The organism is Anabaenopsis sp. FSS-46 (assembly GCF_029891665.1).
GTDB classification, from domain to species: Bacteria; Cyanobacteriota; Cyanobacteriia; order Cyanobacteriales; family Nostocaceae; genus Anabaenopsis; species Anabaenopsis arnoldii.
On record NZ_JANQDG010000082.1, the window covers coordinates 1 to 24,231 of the forward strand.

Genomic DNA, 24,231 nt, shown 5'->3' on the forward strand with positions numbered 1-24,231 from the left:
GCATGGGAGCGGTTATCCCTTAGTAGACTTGCACGCCTTAGCCAGACGCGATATTTCTCTTAAGATTTACAAGAAAGACTACCGCTATCATTGCTTGGTTTTCGCGTTGGCAATAGTCTTAATTCAATACTTGATATCGTAAGATTATATATCAAGTGGGCGATTTTCTTAACTCACTTATGTCAATACTTGTCAACATAAGTATATTTTTGTCTATAAAATATTCAGCTTAGGACTAGCTCTAGAAAACTCCCATCCCCAAGGACACACTTAGGTTCTGTACCTAAGATAACATCTCAAATACTCAAAAAAACCATTTACCCCAAAGCCACTAAATCCCTACTTTTCTAAAGGTTATTATCAGGGATAACTGCCCTTATCCAAACATCCAAACATATTTATATGCTATCTTCCCCCCTCAAATACGCTTATTACCCCGGCTGTGTAGCCCAAGGCGCTTGCGGAGAGCTTCACTTATCCACTCAAGCTTTAACCCAAGCATTGGGTATTGAACTGATTTCAGTCAAAAAAGCCGCTTGCTGCGGTTCCGGCACATTTAAAGAAGATTCCCAATTACTCGAAGATACTGTCAACGCCCGCAATATAGCTTTAGCTGAGGAGTTAAATCTACCCTTACTTACCCATTGCAGCACTTGTCAGGGGGTTATCGGTCATGTGAACGAAAACCTCAAGCAATGCCAAACAGACAACCCCAGTTACCTACAACAAGTCAATGGCCTACTAAATAAACAAGGCTGTTTACCTTATCGCGGTAGTACCCAAGTTAAACATATTCTCTATGCCCTCATTACAGATTATGGTTTAGAGGCAATTAGTCAACGAGTCACTCATAAGTTAACCGGATTAAACTGTGCTGCTTTTTATGGCTGTTATCTCCTGCGCGCCCAAAAACATATGCCCTATGATGACCCATTCCGCCCCGAAGGTATGGAAAATTTATTTCGGGCGGTAGGCGCAACACCCATTTATTACCGTGGTCGTACCCAATGCTGTGGCTGGCCTCTTGCTAGCTACGCCACCACCGAGTCTTTTAAGATGGCGGGGATGCACATTCAAGAAGCCCTAGAAAATGGGGCTGATTGTATAGTCACTCCTTGTCCTTTGTGTCATCTGAATTTAGATTCCCGTCAGCCAGAGGTGGAAAAGGTCATTAACAAACGATTAGGTTTACCCGTCCTGCACTTACCTCAGTTGATTGCTTTGGCTTTAGGGGTTAGCCCCAAGGAACTAGGTTTAGATCGTCACATCGTTTCTACAAAGCCAGTGTTAGAAAAATTGGGGATTAGTTAGTTACTTTTTTCCCATCTGCCGTTGTAATTGCTTGAAGGATTGATACATTTCTGGTAAGCGATTGTATATGGCAGATACTTTCAGATACAGTTTGTGGGGAACTGCTGGCATCCCGGAAACTATTTCCCCCGGTGCCACATCATGATGAATGCCGGATTTAGCAGATGCCATCGCCCCATCACCAATTTTTACTTGATTCGACACTCCTGACTGTCCGGCTAAGATCACGCGATTCCCCACTTTCACCCCTCCGGCTAGTCCAGATTGCCCGGCAATAGCACAATTTGACCCAATCTTGCAACCGTGTCCTATTTGTACTAAATTATCAATTACTGTCCGGCTTCCTATCCGTGTTTCTCCCACAGCCGGGCGATCAATGGCACTATTACAGCCAACTTCTACCCCATCTTCCAACACAGTATAACCTGACTGTTCCATTTTTAACCAACCAGTGGGGGTAGGTACAAAGCCAAAGCCTTCCGCACCAATCACAGCCCCACTGTGAATTACGCAATCAGCACCGATGCGGGTACGTTCATGGATGGTACAGTTAGCGTGTAAGATGGTGCGCTCGCCGATTTTGGCATCGGGATAAATTACCACATTGGGATGAATAATCGCACCATGACCAATTTCCACATCCTGCTGAATCACCGCATGGGGACCAATATAAACATCATTACCCACTTTGGCTGTGGGATGAATCACCGCAGTGGGGTGAACTTCTGGCTGGGGACGGTATGGTTGATAAAAAAGTGCGATCGCTTGGGCAAACAACAGGCGGGGTTCTGGCGTAGCTATCCAGGCGATACCCCGCTCTTCTGCTTGGGACTGTAGTGTTTTATCCCGGGGTAAGATTAAAGCGCTAGCGTGGGTCTGGCTGACAAGAGCAGCGAATCTTGCCCCTTCTATATAACTCAGATGACCAAGTTTAGCTTCATCCACAGCAGCTACACCTGTAATTTCTGGATTTTGAACGGGAGCAATGCTGAGGCTGTTATCTGTAGCCAACTCACCCATTCTATCAACAATTTCGCTGAATTTCATTTTTAGGTGTGTTCAAATCTAAAAACATTGAAGCATAGAGAAGGACATTTGTGTACACGGAAACTTCAGCTATAACTGATTATTCGGGAGCAAAACTTATGTTACTTAATTTTATATATACTTGCAATCTATTCTCAACTACTTTAAACTCAGTTGAGAATAAATATCAGATAGGTAATGAGTAAATCAACTTCCTCACCAAACAGAGGATTTTTACACTCCCTAACTTTGCCCCTTGGGGGTTTAGTTTTAGCAGTAGTGATTCTCCTAATATGCCTAATTTTCAGCGTCACTCTCGGTGCTGCAGATATACCTTGGACTACAGTTTATAGAGCATTGACAGACTTTGATGGTTCTCAAAACCATTTAATTATACGTACAGTCAGACTACCGCGATCGCTCCTAGCCGTGATGGTAGGTGCTGCAATTGCCGTATCTGGTGCCCTAATGCAAGGTATAACACGTAACCCATTAGCCGACCCGGGCATCTTAGGAATTAATGCCGGCGCATCCTTCGCTGTTGTAATTGCTATCTTTATTTTTGGTAGTTCTGCACCGACTGCTTATGTTTGGTATGCCTTTGCTGGTGCGGGAATTACGGCTATCAGTGTTTATTTTTTAGCTTCTTTTGGGCGCAGTGGTATCACTCCTCTCAATCTCACCATGGCTGGTGCAGCTATGAGCAACTTACTTGCCGCACTGATTACTACCATCTTAATTGTCAGCCAACGCACATTAGAAGAAATTCGCTTTTGGTTAGCCGGTTCCCTAGCAGGTGCTGATGCCAATATCATTACTCAAGTGTTGACTTACATTTGCATGGGCTTAATCTTGGCGTTCCTCCTAGGAAAACAAATCACAGTTCTCAGCCTAGGAGAAGATATCGCCCAAGGATTAGGTCAACAAACCTTATGGATAAAAATTGCTGCTGGCGTTAGTGTTTTTCTGCTCCAAGGTAGTGCAGTAGCAGTTACAGGTGGTATTGGATTTATTGGTTTAATCGTTCCCCATATAGTGCGCTTGTTAATTGGGGTAGATTACCGATGGATTCTACCATATAGCGCTTTGCTTGGTTCAATCCTACTTTTAAGTTCAGATATTTTTGCCAGATTGGTAATTCAACCACAAGAACTACCCGTGGGAATTATGACAGCTTTAGTGGGTGCGCCATTCTTCATTTATTTAGCGAAAAATCAAATTAAAAAATGAGCAATAATAGCTTAATTTTTCGTTCCAAAATATTTCCTATTTCTTTGCGCCTGAAAAAACGTGTTCCCATTGTTTTACTCATCCTGATAATCATCACTTTGGTAACGATGGTAATTAGCACCTCCATTGGCGAATATCCCACACCACCTCTAGTTGTAATTCAAACAATTTTGGGGATAAACACGGGAAATCCTGAATATGGTTTTGTGATTAACACCCTAAGACTACCAAGAACTTTAACGGCTGGACTTGTGGGGACAGCCTTAGGAATATCTGGGACAATTATGCAAGGCATCACCAGAAATGCTTTAGCAGACCCTGGTATTATTGGGATTAATACTGGTGCTGGTTTAGCGGCTGTGTCTTTAATTGTGCTGTTTCCCAACTTACCGGCCGGAATTTTGCCTTTAGCTGCCTTTAGCGGTGCTTTAGCTGCTTCTGTGGTGATTTATCTACTGGCTTGGGATAGGGGTACTCATCCCATTCGCCTAATTTTAATTGGCGTGGGAATTTCTGCTGTCACTGGTGCTTTGACTAGCCTATTGCTGACATTTGGAGAAATTTACAATGTGAGTCAAGCTTTAGTTTGGCTAGCTGGTAGTGTTTATGGACGCAGTTGGGAACAGGTATTAGCTATATTACCTTGGTTGATAATATTTATTCCTTTAGCTTTATGTAGTGCACCACAATTAAATGCTTTAGCTTTAGGGGATGAAATAGCAAAAGGTTTAGGTAGTAGAGTAGAGTGGCAACGCAGTTTTTTAATATTAATTAGTGCTGCACTTTCTGGCGCAGCGGTAGCCACTGCTGGAACCATTAGTTTTGTGGGATTAATTGCTCCCCACATCGCCCGACAGTTAGTAGGTAGTAATCATGAAGGTTTAATTCCTGTATCTGCCGCCTGGGGAGCCATGATTGTAGTTATCGCTGATTTATTGGGGAGAATTATATTTGCACCCGTAGAACTTCCCTGTGGCGTTGTCACTGCTGTAATTGGTGCTCCTTACTTTATTTATTTATTAATGAGCCGGAAAAAATGATATTACCAACTCAGATAATTCATCCCCTATCAGCTAAGAATTTAACTCTAGGTTATGATGGGGTAACCATTATAAAAAATTTAGATCTGACTATACCCAAAGGAAAAATTACCGCATTAGTGGGTGCTAATGGTTGCGGTAAATCTACACTACTGCGGGGGTTAGCAAGGTTACTGAAACCGCAGAAAGGCACAGTTTATTTAGATACAGCAGATTTGTTTAAGTTATCAACAAAAGATGTTGCTAAAAAATTAGGTATTTTGGTTCAATCTCCCCTAGCTCCCGAAGGTTTAACCGTCAGAGACTTAGTAGCTTTCGGACGCTTTCCCTATCAAAATTTGATGCAACAATGGACAAAAGAAGATGAACATTTTGTAGAAATAGCATTAGAAACAACGAGAATGAAAGAACTGGCTGAACGGGAGTTAGATACCCTCTCTGGTGGACAGCGACAGCGTGCTTGGATTGCTATGGCACTAGCTCAGAATACGGATATTTTACTATTAGATGAACCCACAACTTTCTTAGACTTAGCACACCAAATTGAAGTTTTAGATTTGCTATGGGAATTAAACCAAAATCAGCAAAGAACTTTGGTTATGGTACTGCATGATTTAAACCAAGCTTGTCGTTATGCAGATTATTTAGTAGCGGTGAAGCAAGGTAGAGTTTATACTCATGGTACACCCGAAGAAGTGATGACTAAAACTACTGTTCAAGAAGTATTCGGGCTAGGTTCCCAGATTATTACAGACCCAGTAACTGGTACACCAATGTGTATCCCCATTAGTAGGATACGGTGTTCTTAAACAATTAAAAATCAGAAATTCGCCAATAAATTTTAGGTTGCAACTTCATCATCAATTGACATTTGTAGACTTAAGCATTTTACCTCTCAGAGAAAAGTATGTCCAACATAATTTCGCAAACAGACTATAACATAACTTGGCAACAGATTAACGAAAACACTCAATATCCAGATGAATCTCATACTGGAGATTTTATCAATTACTGCCCGGAAAACTTGGGTAAAGGATACCATCGTCAGATTCAATTACGAGGAATACGTCTGCTAATTATTGATGAACAATTTGATGATGATTTGTATATTGAATCTGAAGATATTCAACCGAGTGAATACGATAAGATAGAATTTGGATTTAATTTGTCAGGCTCATACTCCCAAAACGAATGTGGGCAAAGTTTTTTAGACTGGAGGAATCAAGATCAAATGGATGGAAGAGAAAGTTTTGTAATTTTTGGTAACAAGCGGCGACTAAAAGTAGATATTCACTTAAAAAGTCCAGATTTGCTGAAAGATTTTATTATTGATCATCGCCAAAAGGTACCAAATATTTTAACAGACTTCCTCGAAAATAATAGTAAAGAAGATTTTTTTGACAGCAATATAATCACTCCAGAGATGTATCTGCCATTAGAGCAGATTATCAACTGTCCTTTCCAGGGAATAATTAAATGTATATACTTAGAAAGTAAATGTTTAGAATTAATTGCACTGAAATTGGAACAATTGGCACAGAACCATGAAAAGCCAGCTAAAAAACTCCTACTTAAAAAGGATGACATTGAAAGAATTCATGCAGCTAAAATAATCCTCATCAGAGATATTAATCATCCTCCCACATTAATTCAATTAGCAAGACAAGTAGGATTAAACGATTACAAACTGAAAATTGGTTTTCATCAAGTATTTGGCACAACAGTATTTGGTTATTTACATGAACAGCGAATGGAATTATCAAGTCAACTGCTCATAGAAAAAAGAATGAGTATCAAAGAAATAGCACGTACTGTTGGTTATGCAAACCAAGGTAGCTTTGCAGCTGCATTTCGTAAACGATTTGGAGTTAACCCAAAATACTATCGCCTGGAAAAACCAGCAGCCAGCATTAACCCTGCGCCCTTCCTGCGCCCTTCTTGCACCCCTCCTTCAACCTCTGCGAACCTTTGCGTAAACCTTCGCGCCCCTGTTTAAAAATCCAATTGTCAAAAAAATCCGTCTACGGGCCAAAAAAATCCGTCTTGCAGCTGAACAGGTATTTTAAATTACAAAGGAATTATTGTACTCTCCTTAAAATAGATTCTTAATTGGTATGAGAGGATATGTCAACAAGGCTGCAATTATTTACAGTAGTTTGTTTAACCAGTGTAGTACTTACCGTTAAACCTGTATTGGCAATTCCGTCTGTAAGTGAGGTGGAACTACTTACAAATAAGGTGAAAGAATTAGTATCACAAACTTCAACAGGGCAATCTGTAATTATTATCAATGGAGTAGAAGTAAATCCCACGGAAAAAGGTATAGAGGTAATTTTAAAGACAAATCAAGCCGAAGAACTGCAAATCACAAATAGTAGCAATAATAAGAATGACTTGATTATAGATATTCCTAATAGTCAATTGCGTTTACCTAGTGGTGATGGCTTTACATCCTTAAAACCAGTTGAGGGTATTACACAGATAACAGTTACTAGTCTAGATGTTAACACTATTCGGTTAACAGTTACGGGTGCGACAGGATTGCCAAATGTCGAATTATTTGACACTGTTGAAGGGTTAATTTTTGCCCTCACACCAGTTGGAACTTCCGCACAACAAGAGCCAGAACAGCGTTCAGATGAAACTCAAGAATCTATAGAATTGGTGGTGACAGCAACACGCACGGAAGAAGATGTGCAGAATGTCGCACGCTCTGTAACTGTGATTACACGGGAAGAAATTGAACAGCAAGCCCAGTTGAGCACAAATTTAGCTGATATTTTGGGAAAAACAGTTCCTGGCTTTGGTTCCCCTACTAATCGGAGTAATACATTTGGGCAAAGTTTACGCGGTCGTAATATTTCGGTCTTAATTGACGGTGTTCCCCAAAATGCTAATTTGCAATCAATTCCGGCTCAACTGACAACCATTGACCCCAGTGCGATTGAACGCATTGAAGTTGTTCGCGGTCCGAATGCAATCTATGGTGGTCAAGCTACTGGTGGTGTAGTCAATATTATTACTAAGAGGCCAAGCGGTCAAAGATTAACTTCTACAACCAATATTGGTTTAGATACTTCTTTGACTAATTCCGCAGATAGTTTTGGCTATGATTTGTCGCATCAAATATCTGGGACAGAGGGCAAATTTGACTATACTGTCGGGTTTTCTCTGGTGACCACTGGGGGGTTTTTTGATGCTGAAGGCGATCGCATTGCTAATTTTGCAGGTGATGAAGATAGCACCAAAATCAATGCTTTGGCTAAGGTAGGAGTAGAATTAACGCCCGATCAACGTCTGCAATTTAGTTTTAATCATTTCGACCAGTGGCAAAATACTAACTTTATTTCTGATGAAGCTATTGATGAAATTCCCGGAATTCAAAAATCTCGCGCTCTGAGAATACCGGAGGGGACTACTGTAATTGGCGCTAGTGATGGGGCCTTTATCAACAATACTTTACTAAGTTTAAATTACAGTAATGATAGTATTTTAGCTAGTAAGGTTCAGGCTCAAGCTTACTATCGTAATTATGGTTTTGGTGGAGGAATTCCCGATGATAACCGTGATGGTAGGTTGAGAGCAATCACCAAATCAGAAGGCGATATAGAACAGTTGGGTGGAAGATTGCAGGTGGACACACCTTTTAATTCTCAAAGCACAGTGAGTTTACTTTGGGGGGTTGATTATCAAAAAGAACGCAGTTCTCAAAGATTTAATATTTTCGACCCTGATGAATTTGATACTTCCGGGGGTCGAGTTTTTCGCAAGATTGACGAGCGTGTTTTTGTCCCAGAGTATGATTTTAGAGAACTGGGTATATTTGGTCAGTTGCAATGGGATGTTACTGATAATTTGTTGTTAAGTGGTGGCTTGCGCTATGTGAATATTGGTGTGACTTTAGACGATTATATCACAGCAGAAAATCCCCGTCGGCAGATTCAAGGAGGCGATCGCAGTTTTGATTCCACAGTGTTTAATGGTGGTATTGTCTACAAACTTACGCCGTCAGTTAGTGTTTTTAGTAACTTTGCTCAGGGGTTCTCAGTTCCAGATTTAGGTCGTGTTTTCCGCCGACCTCCTGGAGGTGTGGTGAATGTTTTAAACTCTTTGCAACTAACAGAACCACAGAAAGTAGATAACTATGAAATTGGTATTCGTAGTAATTGGGATAATCTCCAGGTGTCACTTTCTGGTTTCTACAACTATTCTGAGTTAGGTTCAGCTTTTAGTTTTAATCCTAATAGTGAGTTCCTGGAAACTATTCGCGCTCCTCAAAAAATTTACGGGATAGAAGCAGCTGTGGATGTCCAACCATCTCAAGGTTGGAGTTTGGGAGGTACAGCTACTTGGATAGAAGGTGTAAATGATGAGAATAATGATGGTAATTTCCTTGCACTCAACAGTATTACTGTTCCACCATTAAAACTCACAGCCTACGTAGAAAACCAAACCCTCCCCAGTTGGCGCAACCGACTGCAATTATTGTACTCAGGCGATCGCGATCGCGCTTTTCAAGATGAGGTAGAGGATGCCAAAATTAACAGCTTTATCACAGTTGACTATATCAGCAGTATCAAACTAGGTCAAGGTGAACTAAAACTTGGTATTCAAAACTTATTCAATAACCAATATTTCCCAGTTTATTCACAATACTTTGCCCCATTTTTCGATAGTGCAAATTATGCCGGAAAAGGTATAACTCTCAGTGTAGGCTATCAAATTGTTTGGTAAATAATCAGCATAAATTATTTTTTTAGGGTGGTTTTTTCCTCACCCTTTATATCAATTTCAACAATCCAAAATTAATTATACTGATGAAATTATTTTCTGTTCATAAATTAAAATTCATCTTAGGTATTGCCACAAGTTTCATTATCATAGGTTGTGGACTGAATAGCACACAAAATTTAAACCTTAACTCGGTCGATGTCACCCCGGTGAGGGTAGTCAGTCATGCTATGGGTGAAACCAAAGTACCTTTACACCCGCAACGAGTAATTGTGCTAGGTGGGTTAGATAACATTTTAGCTTTAGGAATCAAACCGATAGCCGCGACAACCTTGGGCGACAACAATTTTCTCAAATATCTAGATCATTTAACCGACGGAATTGAGAAAATTGGTACTAACGGTCAACCAAATTTAGAAAAGATTTTATATTTAAAACCCGATTTAATTTTAGGGTTAAATTGGGATGCTGATTTATATGAAAATTTATCCCAAATTGCACCAACAGTTTTAGCAGAAGGTGATACTGATTGGAAACAGTGGTTAAGAAAATTTGCGGAAGCAGTTGGTGAAACAGAACATGCAGAAAATTTGCTGCAAGAGTATGACCAAAGAATCAAAGATTTACGGGTAACCATGGGTGATAATCTTACTAAAACTCAAGTATCTCTGGTGAATTTTTGGGCAAATTCTGCTCGTATTTATATGAATCGCTCATTTAGTGGTTCAATTATTAAGGAAATAGGTTTTTCTCGTCCTGTGTATCAAGACAAAGATAAAACTCAAGAAAATGTTTCATTAGAATTAATTCCCCAAATGGCTGGTGATGCTATTTTTCTGATCCTAGGAGGACACAATGAATCAAAGCTGCAACAATTTATCAATCATCCTTTGTGGTCGGACTTACCAGCAGTACAGGAAAACCGGATTTATCCAGTACGAAATGATGTATGGATTGCTGCATGGGGAATTATTGGAGCAAATCAAGTTTTAGATGATATATTCAGATATTTAATAGGGGAAACATCTTGAAAAATTATGAATGCGAACTTTTACCGATTTATTGATTCTGTGATGATTTTACCAAGGGGAATCAATAGTTAAGCTTAAAACCTTTGTTCATGTAATCTACATTACTCTGAAATCAGTCTCCAAAATCTGGTTTGCTGATAGGTAAAATTTTATGAAAATTGGACTCCGACAATACTGTAATTTACTTGTAGATTATCTCCAACCACAAAAATGGCGAGTTGCTAAGTTTGCGATCGCTCTTTTGTCCAGCATAGGACTACAATTAGTTAACCCCCAAATTCTGCGATATTTCATTGATACAGCCGTAACTGGAGGTTCAGGACAAAATTTGCTCTTAGCCGCTTTACTATTTATAACTGTAGCTTTAATCACCCAACTAATTAGCATTGCAGCTACCTATTACGGCGAAAACGTCGCTTGGGGAGCTACCAACGCCTTACGCGCTGATTTAGTTGAGCATTGTTTGCAATTGGATTTATCCTTTCATAAATACTCTACACCCGGTGAATTACTAGAAAAGGTAGATGGTGATGTTCACACCCTGTCACAATTCTTTTCTAAATTTACTGTTTACATCTTAGGCAATTTACTACTCATGTCCGGTGTAATTGTAGTCCTCTTTGCCGAAGATTGGCGAGCTGGTTTGGCGATCGCATTTTTTAGCCTCACAGCATTATTTACTTTAATTCGTCTGCGTTCTATAGCTGTTCCCCATTGGGCGAATTATCGCCAAATCAGTGCTGATTTCTTTGGTTTTGTCGGTGAACAACTCGCCGGTATGGAAGACATCCGCGCCAATGGAGCGAAAAATTATGTCATGCACCGCTTCCACAAAATTTTACAACTGTGGTTACCAGTATTTCATAAAGCCCGCTTTGCCAGTACCATTCTTTGGGGTACAACTAACGGGATTTTTACATTAGGGACAGCGATCGCCTTAAGCGTCGGTGCTTACCTTTGGAGTAAAAACATTATCACAATTGGTACAGTATATATACTATATTATTACACCAACTTACTCAGCGAACCCATTGAACAAATCCGCAACCAATTTGAAAACCTGCAACAAGCAGAAGCCAGTATTTACCGCATTCAAAATTTACTTCAAGTAAAATCAAAAATTAGTGTAGGTGGAGAACAACAACTTCCTCACCGCGCACTTTCAGTGACTTTTAACAACGTCTCATTTAGCTATAATGACCACGAATCTGATATTAGAAATTTAGTATTGCAAGACATATCCTTTAACTTACCTGCTGCTCATGTATTAGGATTATTAGGGCGTACAGGTAGCGGTAAATCCTCACTAGTGCGGTTATTACTGAGATTATATGACCCACACTCAGGCCTAATTCACTTGGGAGATATACCAATTAACCAAACTCCCATAACAGACTTACCGCAAAAAATCGGATTAGTCACCCAAGATGTCCAATTGTTTCAAACAACAGTCAGGAATAACCTCACCTTTTTTAACCCACAGATCAGCGACGAACGCATCCATGAAACCTTAGAAATATTGGGACTATCACAATGGTTATATTCATTACCCCAGGGCTTAGATACAAATTTGGGGCCGGATAGTAATGGCTTATCTGCGGGACAGGCGCAGTTACTCGCATTTACTCGCGTCTTTCTCAAAGACCCTGGTTTAGTAATTTTAGATGAAGCCTCCTCTCGCCTCGACCCCATAACCGAGAGACTCGTACAAAAAGCCGTTGATAAATTATTAACCGGGCGTACTGGCATTATTATTGCTCATCGTTTAGCCACTGTACAAAAGGCTAACCAAATACTCATTTTAGAACAAGGTAAAATCATAGAATATGGTGAACGAGAAGTATTACTTAATAATTCAGAATCACGGTTTTGCCAATTATTACAAACAGGCTTAAGCGATATTTTAACTTAAAAATAATTATGGCAGCAACAAAAAAATGCAACCATTGGCAATTATTATGGCAACTAATTTGTTACCAACCCAAACTATATATTATTGACAGCATCTACTGGATTTTAATTACGGGTTTGCCAGCGCTACCAGGCTTAATCATCAGGGAATTTTTCAATAGTTTAACTAATAAAGCACAGTTGGGTTTATCACCCTTAGCCTTAATTGCATTATTACTCGCTCTCAATTTTGGGCATATTGCCGTTATATTTGCCGGACGTATTACCAAAACCCAGCACCGTTTTTTAATGCGGTCATTACTGCGACATAACTTATTAGAACGCTTATTTCACAATCCCACAGCACAGCCAATGATTGTTAATCAAGAAGCTGAAAAAACTGGATCTCAGGGAGAAATAATTAGCTATTTTCGTGATGATGCCGAACAAATAGAAGACAACGTAGCCTGGATATCAGAAATTTCTGGAGAAGGAATATTTGCTATTCTTTGTTTAATGATTTTAGTGAGTATTAATGTGCAGATGACCGTGTTTGTGTTTCTGCCCTTAGTCGGAATGGTCGCAATTATTCAACGCGCAGAAACTCGCATTAAAAAGTATAGGAAAGCCAGCCGCCAAGCTACCGAAAAAGTTACAGGGCTTTTAGGTGAAATATTTGGTTCAGTTCAAGCTATTAAAGTCGCCGGCGCAGAAAAAAATGTTTTGGATTATTTTCATACTTTAAATGAGCAACGCCGCCAAACAATGATTAAAGATAGCTTGTTGAATGCTATTCTTAATTCTACCTTTCAAAATATGGTGAATCTAGGAACCGGTATAATTCTTTTACTGGCTTCTCAATTCATGCAGAGTGGCGTTAATCAGTTAACAGTTGGTGACTTTGCTTTATTTGTATATAACCTTTCCTTTGTGACTGGCTTTTTTAGCTCTGTTGGCGGTTTTCTAGCGTTATCTAAACATACAGAAGTATCTTTTGAACGGATGGCTAGTTTATTAGCAGGTGTATCCGCGGATATATTAGTAGCTCCCAATCAACTTTATGTAAATGACCTGAATAATCGCCAAAAACCCCTACCACCATTAGAACCACCTGTGAGAAATGAGCAAGATAAACTGCAAGTTTTAACAGTATCTCATCTCACTTATAATTATCCAGGTAATGACCAAGGAATTAAAAATATTAACTTGGAAATTACACGGGGTAGTTTAACTGTAATTACTGGTGGAATTGGTGCAGGTAAAACTACATTACTGCGGGTTTTATTAGGATTACTACCTAAACAAAAGGGAGAAATTTACTGGAATGGGAACTTTGTAGAAAGCCCAGCTAGTTTCTTTGTTCCCCCTCGCAGTGCTTATACTCCCCAAATTCCCCAATTATTTAGCTACACTGTGCGAGAAAATATTTTGTTGGGTTTATCTAAAGATGACCAAGATATTGCCACAGCTTTAAAAATGGCGGTGTTTGAGCAAGATTTGGCGACTATGAACGAAAGTTTAGAAACTGTAGTTGGTTCTAAAGGTGTGCGGTTATCTGGGGGACAAATGCAACGAGTAGCAGCAGCGCGGATGTTTATCCGCAAACCGGAATTATTAGTATTTGACGACCTTTCCAGCGCCTTGGATGTAGAAACAGAATTGGCGTTATGGTCGCGGATATTTGTTAATAATCCTGAACAGCAAGAAAATTCTTGGACACCAACCTGTCTTGTAGTTTCCCATCGTCCTGCTGTATTGCGTCGTGCTGACCAGATTATTGTCATGAAAGCAGGGAAAGTGGAAACACAAGGTAAATTTGATCAAATTTTCCAGGAATAAGTTTTGTAGTAAGGAGTTTAATCCTTTCCATAAAACACCAAAAATCAAACAAGGTGGGTTAAGCAGTTCCTAACCCACCCAACAAATTCAAATCCATTAGTCTTAACATTACTGGAATCTGATAATTACTACTTTTATTGCTCAGTTTGCGAGCGCGCAGATTTTCTAACTTCTGCAATGTCTAATTGCAGTGCTTCTGCTACCTGCTCCAAAGTTAACCCCAACTTCAATAACCGAGGTATTGCTTCGAGTTTACCTTCGAGTTGACCCTCAACGCGCCCCTTACGCTCTGCGTCTTCCAAGCCTTTACAAGATATCATTTACCTTGTCTCTGGTGTGGGAGGGATGCGGACTAAAAGATGAGAACGAAGTGTTCCCGGTAGTTTCCCAGGTAAAACATATCCGTCTTTACTTGCTTGATAAAGCTGGCTGAATTGCAACAAATCAGTTGTACTTTCCTCTGTTAAATCCACAAAATGATATGTATATTTTTCTGGACAAACAAAAGTCACAGTACAAGGTCGGCCACAAGTCCATAAACAACCTACAGATTCAATATTGAGATGATGATAAATAGAATTATCCTTTTGCAGTTCTAGCAGTTGCAAAAATAATTTATTTCCTTCAGCGCGTTCATCAGCTTCTTCATGGTCGATAACAGTACTACAAGATTTACAAACAAATAAAGTATGAAGAGTCATAACCAAAGTAATTAAATAAAAAAATATTGTAATAAATTAGCCCGCTTGGCAATATTTTACAGTAGGTTTTTAGTACCTAAAATAAAAGTATTAATAGTAAAATTATTGTGGCTTGGGCATCCTGCCCGCCCTTATACATAATCACCTGAAATTTACTGTGATTTAGGGTGTATTGACGAGATATTGAAATAAATCATCAATAATGGCGTTTGCAGCTAACATACCACTCCCAATCCAGTAACTTGGAACTACATAAACCTTATTGTTGCGTACAGCTTTTAAATTTTTCCACAGAGGATTTGCTTGTAATTCCTCTAATTTCTTTTTAGCTGTTTGATTGCCTTTAGCGTTATTTTCGTATGTCCAAATAAATATCACATCACCATCCGCTTTTTCAATTAATTCCTTACTGATAGATACTTGAATGGGATTACCAAATAATTTTTTTGCTTCCGATGCGGTGAAACTTTGGGATTTTGGGCGAGATAATCCCGCGTCTTGTAAAACTGTGCCGCAAAAAGAATCCCTGAGATAAAGGTTGATTTTATCCGGATAAACTCGTACTACAGAAACTTGAATTTTAGCTAAATATTCGTCCATGTTTTCCTGAAATTTAGCCAAACGACGGTAATAATTTTCTGTTACTTCTTTAGCAGTTTCTTCCTTACCTAAAGCGACACCAATGTTATTAAATACTTGTTTCCATTGACCACTATTTTCAAATTTCAATAAAACTGTGGGTGCTATCTTGGACAAGAGAGAATATATTGATTCGAAATACTGGAACCCGATAATGAAGTCCGGTTTCATTCCCAAAATACTTTCTAAATTAGGTTCGCCCATTGTACCGATGTTATTCACTCCTGTCATCTGCTCTCGCCAATGTGAGGAAAACTCGGAAATCACACTACCAACAGGTTGAATACCTAATGCGATCGCATTTTCCAAGGAAGTATCATCTAAAGTCACAAGTCGCTCAAACTTGTCTGGAATACAGGTGATTCCCGCAGAGTGTTTAAGATCACTACAAGCTGCGTTTGTTATCTGTTCATTCACGGGTATAGAACCACCATAATGACAAGCTACAGTCAGCAATAAAGAACAAAACATTGCTATCGCCAATCCCCACCAGCGAGTTAAGCGTTTGAATTTGATATAACTTTCATTCATGATGGTTATTTATAACCTACACCTGATGTTGTTTAAAATGTCACAGAAAAACTACCAATAACCCTTAATGGTGCGCCAGGTTCTATAGCTACTCTCCCAAAATTTGCTCCGTGAAAATATTTTTCATTAAACAGATTTTGGATATTAACCCCAGACCGCCAATTATCACGTTGATAGTAGATTGCTGCGTCTGTTCTCAGATAACCAGGGATGACATAAGTATTTTCGTCGTTACCTTGGCGATCGCCTATATAAAACAAACCTAAACCAAAACCTAAACCTTGTAAATTACCGCGTTGTAATTGATAAGTTGTCCATAAACTGGCTGTATTAAATGGGATATTCGCCGGACGATTCCCAGCAGAACCATCATTAAATTCTGTGTACTTAGCATCAACATAAGAATAAGATGCAATCACATTCCAACCAGGACTAATTTCTCCCCCAACATTGAGTTCAACTCCTTGGCTGCGTTGTTTTCCTATCGGAATGCTAAAGTCTGGATTAGCTGGATCAGTTGTAGCCATATTTGATTTTATAATGTCATAAGCTGCCAAAGTAGCCGCTAATTTGCCATCCAAAAATTCACCTTTTACACCAACTTCATATTGAGTTCCCCGTTCAGGTTCTAAAATTGTTCCATCTACGCTTGTCGCAAAATTTGGTGAAAATGATTGACTGTAACTAGTATAAAGAGAAATAGGTTGAATAGGTTGATAAACAATACCCAGTCTGGGGGTGATAGCTGTATCGTATTGATTGGATTCAGAACCATCCCGTAAATCTTTACTGTTTTGATCTACAAAATCCAACCTTCCACCCACAACCAATTTTAAATTATCTGCAAAAGCTACTTGGTCTTGTACGAAAATTCCTAAACCAGTACTTCTATTCTGGTTATTACGCACAACGTTGGTTAATTCTTCTAAACCAGGTCTGGGTATGGCATTGTAAACTGGATTAAATACATCAATACTTGGTGTAATTCCTCCGGGTAATCGGCTCTGAGTTCCCCCTGATGTGGCTCTAGCTAAGTCAACACCAAATAAGAGAGTATGATCAATTGAACCTGTGGCAAACTTACCAACTAAATCAGTTTGTAAGGTATAATTTTCTTGATAGTCATCATTGGATCTAAAGTTCCGTGTGAGAATCCCTGTTGTTTCATCTAATCTCACAGGTTCAGCACGATAATCGAAGGTATCTGCACTCTGATATCGGAAAGCATTGCGGATTTTCCAATTCTCGTTAAAATTATGTTCTAAGCGATAGCTAAAACCTATTTCTTCTACTTTCCTTACATCATCTGGTTCGCCTAAAATACGCTCCACAGGAATATCAAGAATACCATTACCAAAAGCTAAAAATCCCCGATCAAATGGACGCTCATCGTTGAGATAGTCGAATTGTAACCTTAAGTTGGTTGCTTTGCCAATTTCCCATTTTAAAGTGGGTGAAATAAAGAATCTTTGAATATCTTGATTAAAATCACGGAATCCTGCTGAAGATTCGTAAACAGAGTTGAGCCGATATAGCAAAGTTCTATCGGAATTTAGTGGACCAGAGATATCAAGACTAGGACGAAATGTGGAGAAATTACCTACGGATAATTCAGCATTATAATAGGGATCTTTGAGAGGTTGCTTTGTAACTAAATTAATTACACCTCCCGGTTCGACGCCACCATATAAAACTGAAGCCGGTCCTTTGAGAACTTCTAGACGCTCAACGTTTGCAGTTTCTCTAATACCATTTCTTCCATCCTTGAAACCATCAACTAAAATACCTCCACCAAAAAGACCACCGTTAAAAAATCCGCGAGTAGCCAGTTGATCTACTCCCCCACCAAACCCACCATTTTGAACCACACCACCAACATTCAGCAGCGCATCTCTTAAACGAGTAACTCTTTGATCTTTGATCACTTGTTCAGGAACTACTTGAATAGTCTGAGGAATATCTCGGATTAGAGTATCAGTTCTCGTTCCAGTTGCAGCATTACGTACACGGTATCTATTTTGCTGACCTATAACTAATAATTCAATTGGTTCTTCTGGTTGGGTTTCAGAAGTAGATGCTGTGGTTATGACACTAAAAATTAAACCCTGGTCAGCATCAAATAACTCGACTTGCGGCGCAGCAGTTTCACCTGTGATGGTGACGCGAATTGTATTTGCATCTAAATTGCTAACTTTAACTTCAGTAATTCCCGCCATGGGTTTTTCGAGGCGAAATGATGTGTCACCGCTAGGTAGGTTTAACTGGGCATTGGAAATGTTAATAATAAAACTATTGCCCTCACTTTGATTTGTGAGTTGCAGTTGATCTGATTGATTGGTTTCTAAAATTACTTCTACACCTTTGTCCGTTGTTTGTAAATTAACACCTGCTACCTGAATCACAGACTGAGCCAGCCATTGCTGAATTCTACTAGAAGCTTGTTGTATATCACTTAATTGAGAAATTTTACCTTTTGGTTTTTCGTGGCCTTCAGCTAAAACAGGTGGGTTAACCAATAGCAAAGCTAAAATGACCATCCAAGCTAGTTTATTTAAATGATTTGACATTACTCGACTCACAACACTAATAAATAGGCATGAGGAATTGGGAAGAGTTAACAGTAACCGCTAACTACTCTCAATACCTTATCAACTGAATTTCGGTAATTTATAATTACTATCAAGAAGTCTACAGGAAATTAATCGGATGTGGATAAATGTTGTGAACGGTAGACGGAATTTTTTGAACGCTAGACGGAATTTTTGCTTTTTAAGTGATTTAATCAGGTGAGAATTGTATTTATATCAAAATTTTTAATTTTCCTGTAATTACCCTATCAATTCATTAATTTCCAGAGATGAACGTGAATTAGCTAATAAAAATTCTTTAGGGTTGATACCAAATTTTTTCCTAAAAGCAGTAGCGAAGTAGCTACGACTAGCAAAACCAACGCTACGCGCAGCTTTAGAAATACTTGTTTCTCCTGCTACTAACAATTTTCTGGCTTGTTCTAGTCGGTAATGATGTAAATAGCCAAAGACAGTTGTACCAAATACCAAACGAAAGCCACGTTTAAGGGTACAGTCATTTAACCCCACTTGTCGGGATAATTCCATTAAAGAGGGGGGATTATCTAAATTTTTTAATAAAATCTCTTTAGCAGAGTGAATGCGTTCTACATCTTCTGGTTTGATTGTAAAGCTGTTATGTTTAGCTGGATGTGCTGCTACGTCTTGTTCTACCAACAATACCATCAATTCTAAAACTTTACTCTCTAAATACATTCTTTTCATTAGTCCGTGATAGGGGCAATTTAAAATTTGCTCTATTCCTACTTGCATTGCTGGAGTTGTAATACTAGAACGAGAATAATATGTTTCATCAGGTTTTCTGACTAAATGAGTTAATTCTGGTGGGAGTATGTCCTGTTCTCTTGCTATGAATAGGTAAAATATTTCCGGTTCAATATGTACATTAATCTCAATTTGGTTTTGTGATTTAAATGATGAAAATTTTTCTTTAGGCGCAAGCCCGCTACCCCATAATGTGTTTTTTCCGTCGTGAACAGAACAATGGTGATTTTGGCGATGACTGGAAATATAAAAACTGTATTCTAAAGGATGTTGTCTATCTGGAAGATGCAAAATTATATCATCATATAATTGAGTTTCTGTAATTGCTAAGGACAAACCTTCCCGCAATTCTATTTCTCCATAAAATCCTGTACCTAGTTCTGAAGGGAATTGCAAAATACTATCAAACATTTCCCACTGTTCACCGAGGATAGTAGATAGTCCGTCGCACTTTCTTTGTGCTTCTGGTATTTCTACAAATAAATCCCAAAAAGCTTGTTGTGAAATTGTAATTGTCATAATATATGAGGGATAAGTTTTCAGTTTTTGCCTATTCTTGACTATGATGTTGGGGAAAAATTCTCATCCCCAAGCACAATTAATAGATGCATAGTCAATTTGAGTACTACTTATGATTAAAAACAGCCTAAATACAGCAATTAGCATCTTATTGAGAAATAATAGCACTAATTGGATTAGAATAATATATTCTTATACTGGTAAACTGTAATTTAATATACAGAATTTCTGTTAAATCATGCTATCTGCACGGGTTACTTCGTATCAGGGTGGGGATAGGGAGCGGGGTACGAGGATTGTATCTTTACATAGTCTTCAATTCACCCACAAATTAGAACCAGAATGTTTTGACCCACTCTGCTTGTGATTTCCGGGTCATCCTCTGGGGTAATGATGAGGCTATATAAATAAATAACAGTATCTAGACTTCCACACCATAGGGGTGAGGGACACAAGAGTCAAACTGGAACTAAGCAATCCCCTAAAATGCAGTGTAGTAGTGCATTTTAGGGTATAGGTATGAGCTTGGTATTTGATGCTTTAGTGATTGGTTCTGGACCGGGAGGATTGGCGATCGCCGCCGCCCTATGTAATCAAGGTCTGAGGGTTGCAGGTTTAGCAACCACACCCCCCCCAGTAGAGTGGTCAAACACATACGGTATCTGGTGCAATGAATTAGAACCAATGAAGATGACCCATCTTCTCAGCCATCGTTGGCAAAACTGTGTCACCTACACCCTTGATCAAAAAATATCCCTTCAGCGTGAGTACGGTTTATTTGATAATGTCAAGCTACAGTCACACTTCTTAAAACAGTGCGAGCAGGGTAAAATGGTATGGCATCAGGGTACTGCTACCAGCATTGAGCATTTACCAAGCCATTCGTGCGTCACTACGACCCAAGGAGCAAAGGTAGCCGCCAGAGTGGTTATTGATGTCAGTGGTCACAAACCCGCGCTGTTAAAAAGACCCCAAAGCGATCGCATTGCCTATCAAGCAGCTTACGGCATCGTTGGCACTTTTTCCTCACCACCCATTGATGCCCAACAGTTTGTTTTAATGGACTACCGCAGCGATCATCTATCACCGGCGCAAAGACAAGAAGAACCCCCCACATTTCTCTACGCCATGGATTTAGGAGGCGGTGTATTTTTTGTAGAAGAAACCTCCCTAGCAAACAGTCCCGCAGTTTCCTTTGAGGTATTGAAAAAGCGGTTGTATCAACGTTTAGCCTTTCGAGGTGTGCAGGTAAATCACATCCATCACATTGAATACTGTTTGTTCCCGATGAATTTACCCTTACCGTTGATCAATCAATCCGTCATGGGCTTTGGTGGCGCAGCTAGCATGGTACATCCCGCATCTGGTTATATGGTAGGGGCTTTGATTCGACGAGCCCCCGGGGTAGCAGCAGCGATCGCCCAGGCTTTGAATCATCCGAATGGGTCTCCTGGGGAGATTGCAGCCACAGGATGGCAAACCCTATGGTCAACCGAGGAAATCCGTAAACACGCCTTGTACCGGTTCGGTTTAGAAAACTTAATGCGGTTTGACGAGGGGACGCTACAAGCTTTCTTTGCTTCATTTTTCCAGTTATCCTTACCCCAGTGGAGCGGTTTTTTAGCAAATACCCTGTCTATTCCAGAAATGCTGCAAACCATGCTCAATCTGTTTGGTCGAACTACTAACGAGGTGCGCTGGAATTTAATGCGCTCTGCTTGGAGCGATCGCGCTTTGTTGTGGGAAGTTTGGCATCCTCAAGTCAATGTTGACCCAGAAAACAAACCCGATAGCAGGAGTAAATAGGTTAGGTATAAATCCTGTTGAGTCGCGTTTCATCCCCTCGCTCAAGCGTAGGGGTTCTCACGCTCCCACTATGTTTTGATAGCCACCGTCAGTTAGTTCACTTCCCATGGACTTACCAGCTAAATATCCTGTTGTCCAAGCACTTTGGAAGTTAAACCCGCCCGTGATTCCATCAATATCTAGAATTTCTCCGGCAAAATAAAGACCGGGAATTAACTTACTCTCCATAGTCTTAAAATTAACTTCCTTGAGATTAACACCACCACAGGTAACAAATTCCTCTTTAAACACTCCTTTACCTGTAATTAAATACTCTCCCTGGGTCAGTTCTTGAATTAGCTGATTTAATTTTTTATTGGATAGTTCAGCCCAACGGTCTTCTGTCGTTATCCCGACCCGGTCAATAAGATATTGCCAGAGGCGGTGCGGTAGGTCAACCCCACGATGTAAGACCATGGCTTTTTGTCCCCATTGTGTCTTAACTGCTAAGATTTTTTGCTGCACTTGTTCTTGATTGAAATCCGGTAGCCAATTCACCAATAATTTAGCTTGATAGCGGTTTTCGTGCAGAAATCGGGCACCCCAGGCCGAAAGTTTCAGCACAGCAGGGCCACTCATACCCCAGTGGGTGATTAATAATGGCCCAGTTTGTTCTAGTGGTGGTTTTCCTGTCCCAGATAAACGTAATTGTACGGGGTTCACACTCACCCCAGCCAATAACCTCAGTTTGGGTTCGGGAATATTAAAGGTAAATAAAGAAGGTACAGGGGGTTCAATGTTATGACCCAACTCCCTAGCAATTTTATAACCCATAGGGTTACTTCCTGTTGCCAAAAGCAGGCGATCGCATTTTTGGCTCAGTCCAGACTTGAGGATAATTTCAAACCCTGGTGCTTGGGGAAGTTTTTTGACATCAACTACTGGTGTACCGATGCGTAATTGTACCCCAGCTGACGCAGCAGTTTTAATCAAACATTCCACAATTGTTTCAGAATTATCTGTGATGGGAAACATCCGCCCATCAGCTTCTGTTTTTAACCGCACACCGTGGTTTTCAAACCAAGCTACTGTATCTTCAGCTTGAAAGCGGCTAAAAGCACCCCGTAAAGCCTTACCACCTCTGGGGTAATTTTGTACTAATCTGGCTGGTTCAAAGCAAGCATGGGTGACATTACAGCGTCCTCCACCAGAAATCAACACTTTCGCCAGTGGTTGACGACTAGCTTCGATTAAGGTAACTTGGGCATCAGGATTCATTTGAGCACAAGCGATCGCACCAAAAAATCCTGCCGCTCCACCTCCAATCACTACAATATTTAAAGTTGGTCTTTGAATATTCAAGGCTAAAAACTTCTATAATATATACATCTAGGAACCAGCGGTTATTGTTACAGTTCTAGCGGTTCAAAAAAATCTTTTGTGACTCCACACACAGGACAAACCCAATCCTCAGCCAATTCCTCAAAGGGCGTTCCGGGAGCTACACCGCTATCAGGATCGCCGATTTCTGGGTCATATTCGTAGCCACACACCGTACATACATACTTTGCCATAGTTTTTACTCTGTCATATATTGAGACTACAACCGCCACCAGGTTTTTTGTACATAGCTAATCATCCCTATGGTAATCGCCCCTAGTAACAACAGTCCAATGACACCACCGGGAATAAATGTCAGCATACCAAAACCTCTAACTACCCACATGGCTAGTGCTATACCCAGAAGAATCCCGAAAATTTGGGTTAATGTCCGATTTAAGGAAGATTGATTCACCCAGTTTCCCTCTCAAATCCAGTTAATCACAATATACTCTACTTGACATCCCATGTATTTTACTTATAGTTTTGATAAAAAGTGATAAGAAGTACGTTTTTTGCGGATATATTCAGTATGATTTCGGTTAAAAGATTGGTTGAGGCAGCAAAACAGTGGAACTAGAATTTAATTGGTTCGACTAGATACTATGGAATGGTTTGTGTGTTTCATCACTCACAGGTAGAGAAGTTGAGGAGTAACTGAAATTAGTATGTCTGCATCTCATATCTCCAACTCGATGATTACAGGTTTGAATATCCCTTGGACTCAAGACAAGCAATTGTCACTGATGCAGGGTGAAATTTTCTTGCAAACCTTACCCCATACAGCTTGGGGTGGTGCGGTTACAGCTTGGATGTATTTACCACTATTGCGATCGCATGTATGGCAGCAATTAACTGATTACCGTCGTTGGGTGGAATATTTTCCTGATATTATCAAAAGTCAAGTTTTGTCACAAGATCAAGTGAAGCGACTGTATCAATCTGCACAAAAGAAATTTTTATTTCTCACAGCCGAAGTAGAAATTTATCTTCATGTCGTAGAACTGCTAGGGGAACAAATTCAATTCCGCATGGAAAGAGGGAGTTTTGCCGACTTCACCGCCACTTTAGAACTAAAAGATTTGAGTCATGGCACTTTGTTAGCATACCGAGTACAAGCTACCCCTAATATTCCCATCCCCTCTGTTTTGATTCAACAAGCCATGAATTTTGAGTTACCGGCAAATATGCGTAATATGCGACAAGTTTTATGTCAGTAGGCATA

20 protein-coding genes are annotated in these 24,231 nt (G+C 39.8%); 11 read left to right on the top strand and 9 right to left on the bottom strand.

From position 1 onward, the window contains the following. The first annotated feature begins 402 nt into the window (after window positions 1-402). A complete protein-coding gene (locus NWP21_RS09895) occupies window positions 403-1,311 on the top strand; it encodes a CoB--CoM heterodisulfide reductase iron-sulfur subunit B family protein (RefSeq protein ID WP_280792563.1) in 909 nt (302 codons plus the stop codon). Here NWP21_RS09895 and lpxD read toward each other — a convergent pair whose 3' ends face one another. Then, window positions 1,312-2,358, bottom strand: coding sequence for a UDP-3-O-(3-hydroxymyristoyl)glucosamine N-acyltransferase (gene lpxD, locus NWP21_RS09900; RefSeq protein WP_280792564.1), 1,047 nt, complete (start codon window positions 2,356-2,358; stop codon window positions 1,312-1,314). It lies immediately after the preceding gene. Between the two features lie 177 nt (window positions 2,359-2,535). On the opposite strand from lpxD, the gene NWP21_RS09905 reads away from it, so the two are divergent. The 8 genes from NWP21_RS09905 (at window position 2,536) to NWP21_RS09940 (ending at window position 14,098) form a co-directional block, all read left to right on the top strand. Further along, window positions 2,536-3,567, top strand: coding sequence for an iron ABC transporter permease (locus NWP21_RS09905; protein WP_280792565.1), 1,032 nt, complete (start codon window positions 2,536-2,538; stop codon window positions 3,565-3,567). Continuing rightward, the gene (locus NWP21_RS09910) at window positions 3,564-4,607 is read left to right on the top strand and encodes an iron ABC transporter permease (RefSeq protein WP_280792566.1); all 1,044 of its coding nucleotides are present in this window, start codon (window positions 3,564-3,566) and stop codon (window positions 4,605-4,607) included. The genes NWP21_RS09905 and NWP21_RS09910 overlap by 4 nt, the downstream gene beginning before the upstream one ends. Continuing rightward, on the top strand, window positions 4,604-5,416 hold the full coding sequence (locus tag NWP21_RS09915) for an ABC transporter ATP-binding protein (protein ID WP_280792567.1): 813 nt from the start codon (window positions 4,604-4,606) through the stop codon (window positions 5,414-5,416). Before NWP21_RS09910 ends, NWP21_RS09915 begins: the two co-directional genes overlap by 4 nt. Before the next feature lie 98 nt (window positions 5,417-5,514). Continuing rightward, on the top strand, window positions 5,515-6,603 hold the full coding sequence (locus NWP21_RS09920; RefSeq protein ID WP_280792568.1) for an AraC family transcriptional regulator: 1,089 nt from the start codon (window positions 5,515-5,517) through the stop codon (window positions 6,601-6,603). Window positions 6,604-6,731: 128 nt separating this feature from the next. Next, window positions 6,732-9,341, top strand: a complete 2,610-nt coding sequence (locus NWP21_RS09925; protein ID WP_280792569.1) for a TonB-dependent receptor — start codon at window positions 6,732-6,734, stop codon at window positions 9,339-9,341. A gap of 83 nt (window positions 9,342-9,424) precedes the next feature. Beyond that, window positions 9,425-10,369, top strand: a complete 945-nt coding sequence (locus NWP21_RS09930; protein ID WP_280792570.1) for an iron-siderophore ABC transporter substrate-binding protein — start codon at window positions 9,425-9,427, stop codon at window positions 10,367-10,369. Window positions 10,370-10,520: 151 nt separating this feature from the next. Beyond that, a complete protein-coding gene (locus NWP21_RS09935) occupies window positions 10,521-12,281 on the top strand; it encodes an ABC transporter ATP-binding protein (protein WP_280792571.1) in 1,761 nt (586 codons plus the stop codon). Between the two features lie 8 nt (window positions 12,282-12,289). Continuing rightward, window positions 12,290-14,098: an ABC transporter ATP-binding protein gene (locus NWP21_RS09940; protein ID WP_280792572.1), complete on the top strand. Its 1,809-nt coding sequence runs from the start codon at window positions 12,290-12,292 to the stop codon at window positions 14,096-14,098. A gap of 134 nt (window positions 14,099-14,232) precedes the next feature. Here the strand turns inward: NWP21_RS09940 and NWP21_RS09945 are convergent, their stop codons facing one another. The 5 genes from NWP21_RS09945 to NWP21_RS09965 form a co-directional block, all read right to left on the bottom strand. After that, the gene (locus NWP21_RS09945) at window positions 14,233-14,400 is read right to left on the bottom strand and encodes a hypothetical protein (RefSeq protein ID WP_280792573.1); all 168 of its coding nucleotides are present in this window, start codon (window positions 14,398-14,400) and stop codon (window positions 14,233-14,235) included. An 18-nt stretch (window positions 14,401-14,418) separates the two neighbouring features. Next, window positions 14,419-14,799, bottom strand: a complete 381-nt coding sequence (locus NWP21_RS09950; protein ID WP_280792574.1) for a DUF1636 domain-containing protein — start codon at window positions 14,797-14,799, stop codon at window positions 14,419-14,421. A 162-nt stretch (window positions 14,800-14,961) separates the two neighbouring features. Further along, window positions 14,962-15,969 carry an iron-siderophore ABC transporter substrate-binding protein gene (locus tag NWP21_RS09955; protein ID WP_280792575.1) on the bottom strand — a complete coding sequence of 336 codons (1,008 nt, stop codon included), beginning with the start codon at window positions 15,967-15,969 and terminating at the stop codon, window positions 14,962-14,964. A 32-nt stretch (window positions 15,970-16,001) separates the two neighbouring features. Beyond that, window positions 16,002-18,536: a TonB-dependent siderophore receptor gene (locus NWP21_RS09960; RefSeq protein WP_280792576.1), complete on the bottom strand. Its 2,535-nt coding sequence runs from the start codon at window positions 18,534-18,536 to the stop codon at window positions 16,002-16,004. A gap of 261 nt (window positions 18,537-18,797) precedes the next feature. Next, window positions 18,798-19,841, bottom strand: coding sequence for an AraC family transcriptional regulator (locus NWP21_RS09965; protein WP_280792577.1), 1,044 nt, complete (start codon window positions 19,839-19,841; stop codon window positions 18,798-18,800). Window positions 19,842-20,360: 519 nt separating this feature from the next. On the opposite strand from NWP21_RS09965, the gene crtL reads away from it, so the two are divergent. Continuing rightward, window positions 20,361-21,647: a lycopene beta cyclase gene (gene crtL, locus NWP21_RS09970; protein WP_280792578.1), complete on the top strand. Its 1,287-nt coding sequence runs from the start codon at window positions 20,361-20,363 to the stop codon at window positions 21,645-21,647. A 57-nt stretch (window positions 21,648-21,704) separates the two neighbouring features. Here crtL and NWP21_RS09975 read toward each other — a convergent pair whose 3' ends face one another. Genes NWP21_RS09975 through NWP21_RS09985 form a run of 3 tightly spaced genes read right to left on the bottom strand, consistent with a single transcriptional unit; the run spans window position 21,705 to window position 23,421 of the window. Continuing rightward, on the bottom strand, window positions 21,705-22,982 hold the full coding sequence (locus NWP21_RS09975; RefSeq protein WP_271731209.1) for an NAD(P)/FAD-dependent oxidoreductase: 1,278 nt from the start codon (window positions 22,980-22,982) through the stop codon (window positions 21,705-21,707). 53 nt (window positions 22,983-23,035) lie between these two features. Further along, window positions 23,036-23,200 carry a rubredoxin gene (gene rd / locus NWP21_RS09980; RefSeq protein ID WP_271731188.1) on the bottom strand — a complete coding sequence of 55 codons (165 nt, stop codon included), beginning with the start codon at window positions 23,198-23,200 and terminating at the stop codon, window positions 23,036-23,038. A gap of 26 nt (window positions 23,201-23,226) precedes the next feature. After that, window positions 23,227-23,421 carry a hypothetical protein gene (locus tag NWP21_RS09985; RefSeq protein WP_271731187.1) on the bottom strand — a complete coding sequence of 65 codons (195 nt, stop codon included), beginning with the start codon at window positions 23,419-23,421 and terminating at the stop codon, window positions 23,227-23,229. 253 nt (window positions 23,422-23,674) lie between these two features. Between NWP21_RS09985 and NWP21_RS09990 the strand changes: the two genes are divergently transcribed. Then, window positions 23,675-24,226 carry an SRPBCC family protein gene (locus NWP21_RS09990; protein ID WP_280792579.1) on the top strand — a complete coding sequence of 184 codons (552 nt, stop codon included), beginning with the start codon at window positions 23,675-23,677 and terminating at the stop codon, window positions 24,224-24,226. Window positions 24,227-24,231 lie beyond the last annotated feature (5 nt).

Excerpts from the sequence above, each read along its gene's own strand:
- NWP21_RS09915 (WP_280792567.1), top strand. The coding sequence starts at position 4,604 with ATGATATTACCAACTCAGATAATTCATCCCCTATCAGCTAAGAATTTA.
- NWP21_RS09895 (WP_280792563.1), top strand. The coding sequence starts at position 403 with ATGCTATCTTCCCCCCTCAAATACGCTTATTACCCCGGCTGTGTAGCC.
- NWP21_RS09910 (WP_280792566.1), top strand. The coding sequence starts at position 3,564 with ATGAGCAATAATAGCTTAATTTTTCGTTCCAAAATATTTCCTATTTCT.
- NWP21_RS09990 (WP_280792579.1), top strand. The coding sequence starts at position 23,675 with ATGTCTGCATCTCATATCTCCAACTCGATGATTACAGGTTTGAATATC.
- NWP21_RS09920 (WP_280792568.1), top strand. The coding sequence starts at position 5,515 with ATGTCCAACATAATTTCGCAAACAGACTATAACATAACTTGGCAACAG.
- crtL (WP_280792578.1), top strand. The coding sequence starts at position 20,361 with ATGAGCTTGGTATTTGATGCTTTAGTGATTGGTTCTGGACCGGGAGGA.
- NWP21_RS09905 (WP_280792565.1), top strand. The coding sequence starts at position 2,536 with ATGAGTAAATCAACTTCCTCACCAAACAGAGGATTTTTACACTCCCTA.
- NWP21_RS09925 (WP_280792569.1), top strand. The coding sequence starts at position 6,732 with ATGTCAACAAGGCTGCAATTATTTACAGTAGTTTGTTTAACCAGTGTA.
- NWP21_RS09935 (WP_280792571.1), top strand. The coding sequence starts at position 10,521 with ATGAAAATTGGACTCCGACAATACTGTAATTTACTTGTAGATTATCTC.
- NWP21_RS09965 (WP_280792577.1), bottom strand. The coding sequence starts at position 19,841 with ATGACAATTACAATTTCACAACAAGCTTTTTGGGATTTATTTGTAGAA.
- NWP21_RS09940 (WP_280792572.1), top strand. The coding sequence starts at position 12,290 with ATGGCAGCAACAAAAAAATGCAACCATTGGCAATTATTATGGCAACTA.
- rd (WP_271731188.1), bottom strand. The coding sequence starts at position 23,200 with ATGGCAAAGTATGTATGTACGGTGTGTGGCTACGAATATGACCCAGAA.
- NWP21_RS09950 (WP_280792574.1), bottom strand. The coding sequence starts at position 14,799 with ATGACTCTTCATACTTTATTTGTTTGTAAATCTTGTAGTACTGTTATC.
- NWP21_RS09955 (WP_280792575.1), bottom strand. The coding sequence starts at position 15,969 with ATGAATGAAAGTTATATCAAATTCAAACGCTTAACTCGCTGGTGGGGA.
- NWP21_RS09960 (WP_280792576.1), bottom strand. The coding sequence starts at position 18,536 with ATGTCAAATCATTTAAATAAACTAGCTTGGATGGTCATTTTAGCTTTG.
- NWP21_RS09930 (WP_280792570.1), top strand. The coding sequence starts at position 9,425 with ATGAAATTATTTTCTGTTCATAAATTAAAATTCATCTTAGGTATTGCC.
- lpxD (WP_280792564.1), bottom strand. The coding sequence starts at position 2,358 with ATGAAATTCAGCGAAATTGTTGATAGAATGGGTGAGTTGGCTACAGAT.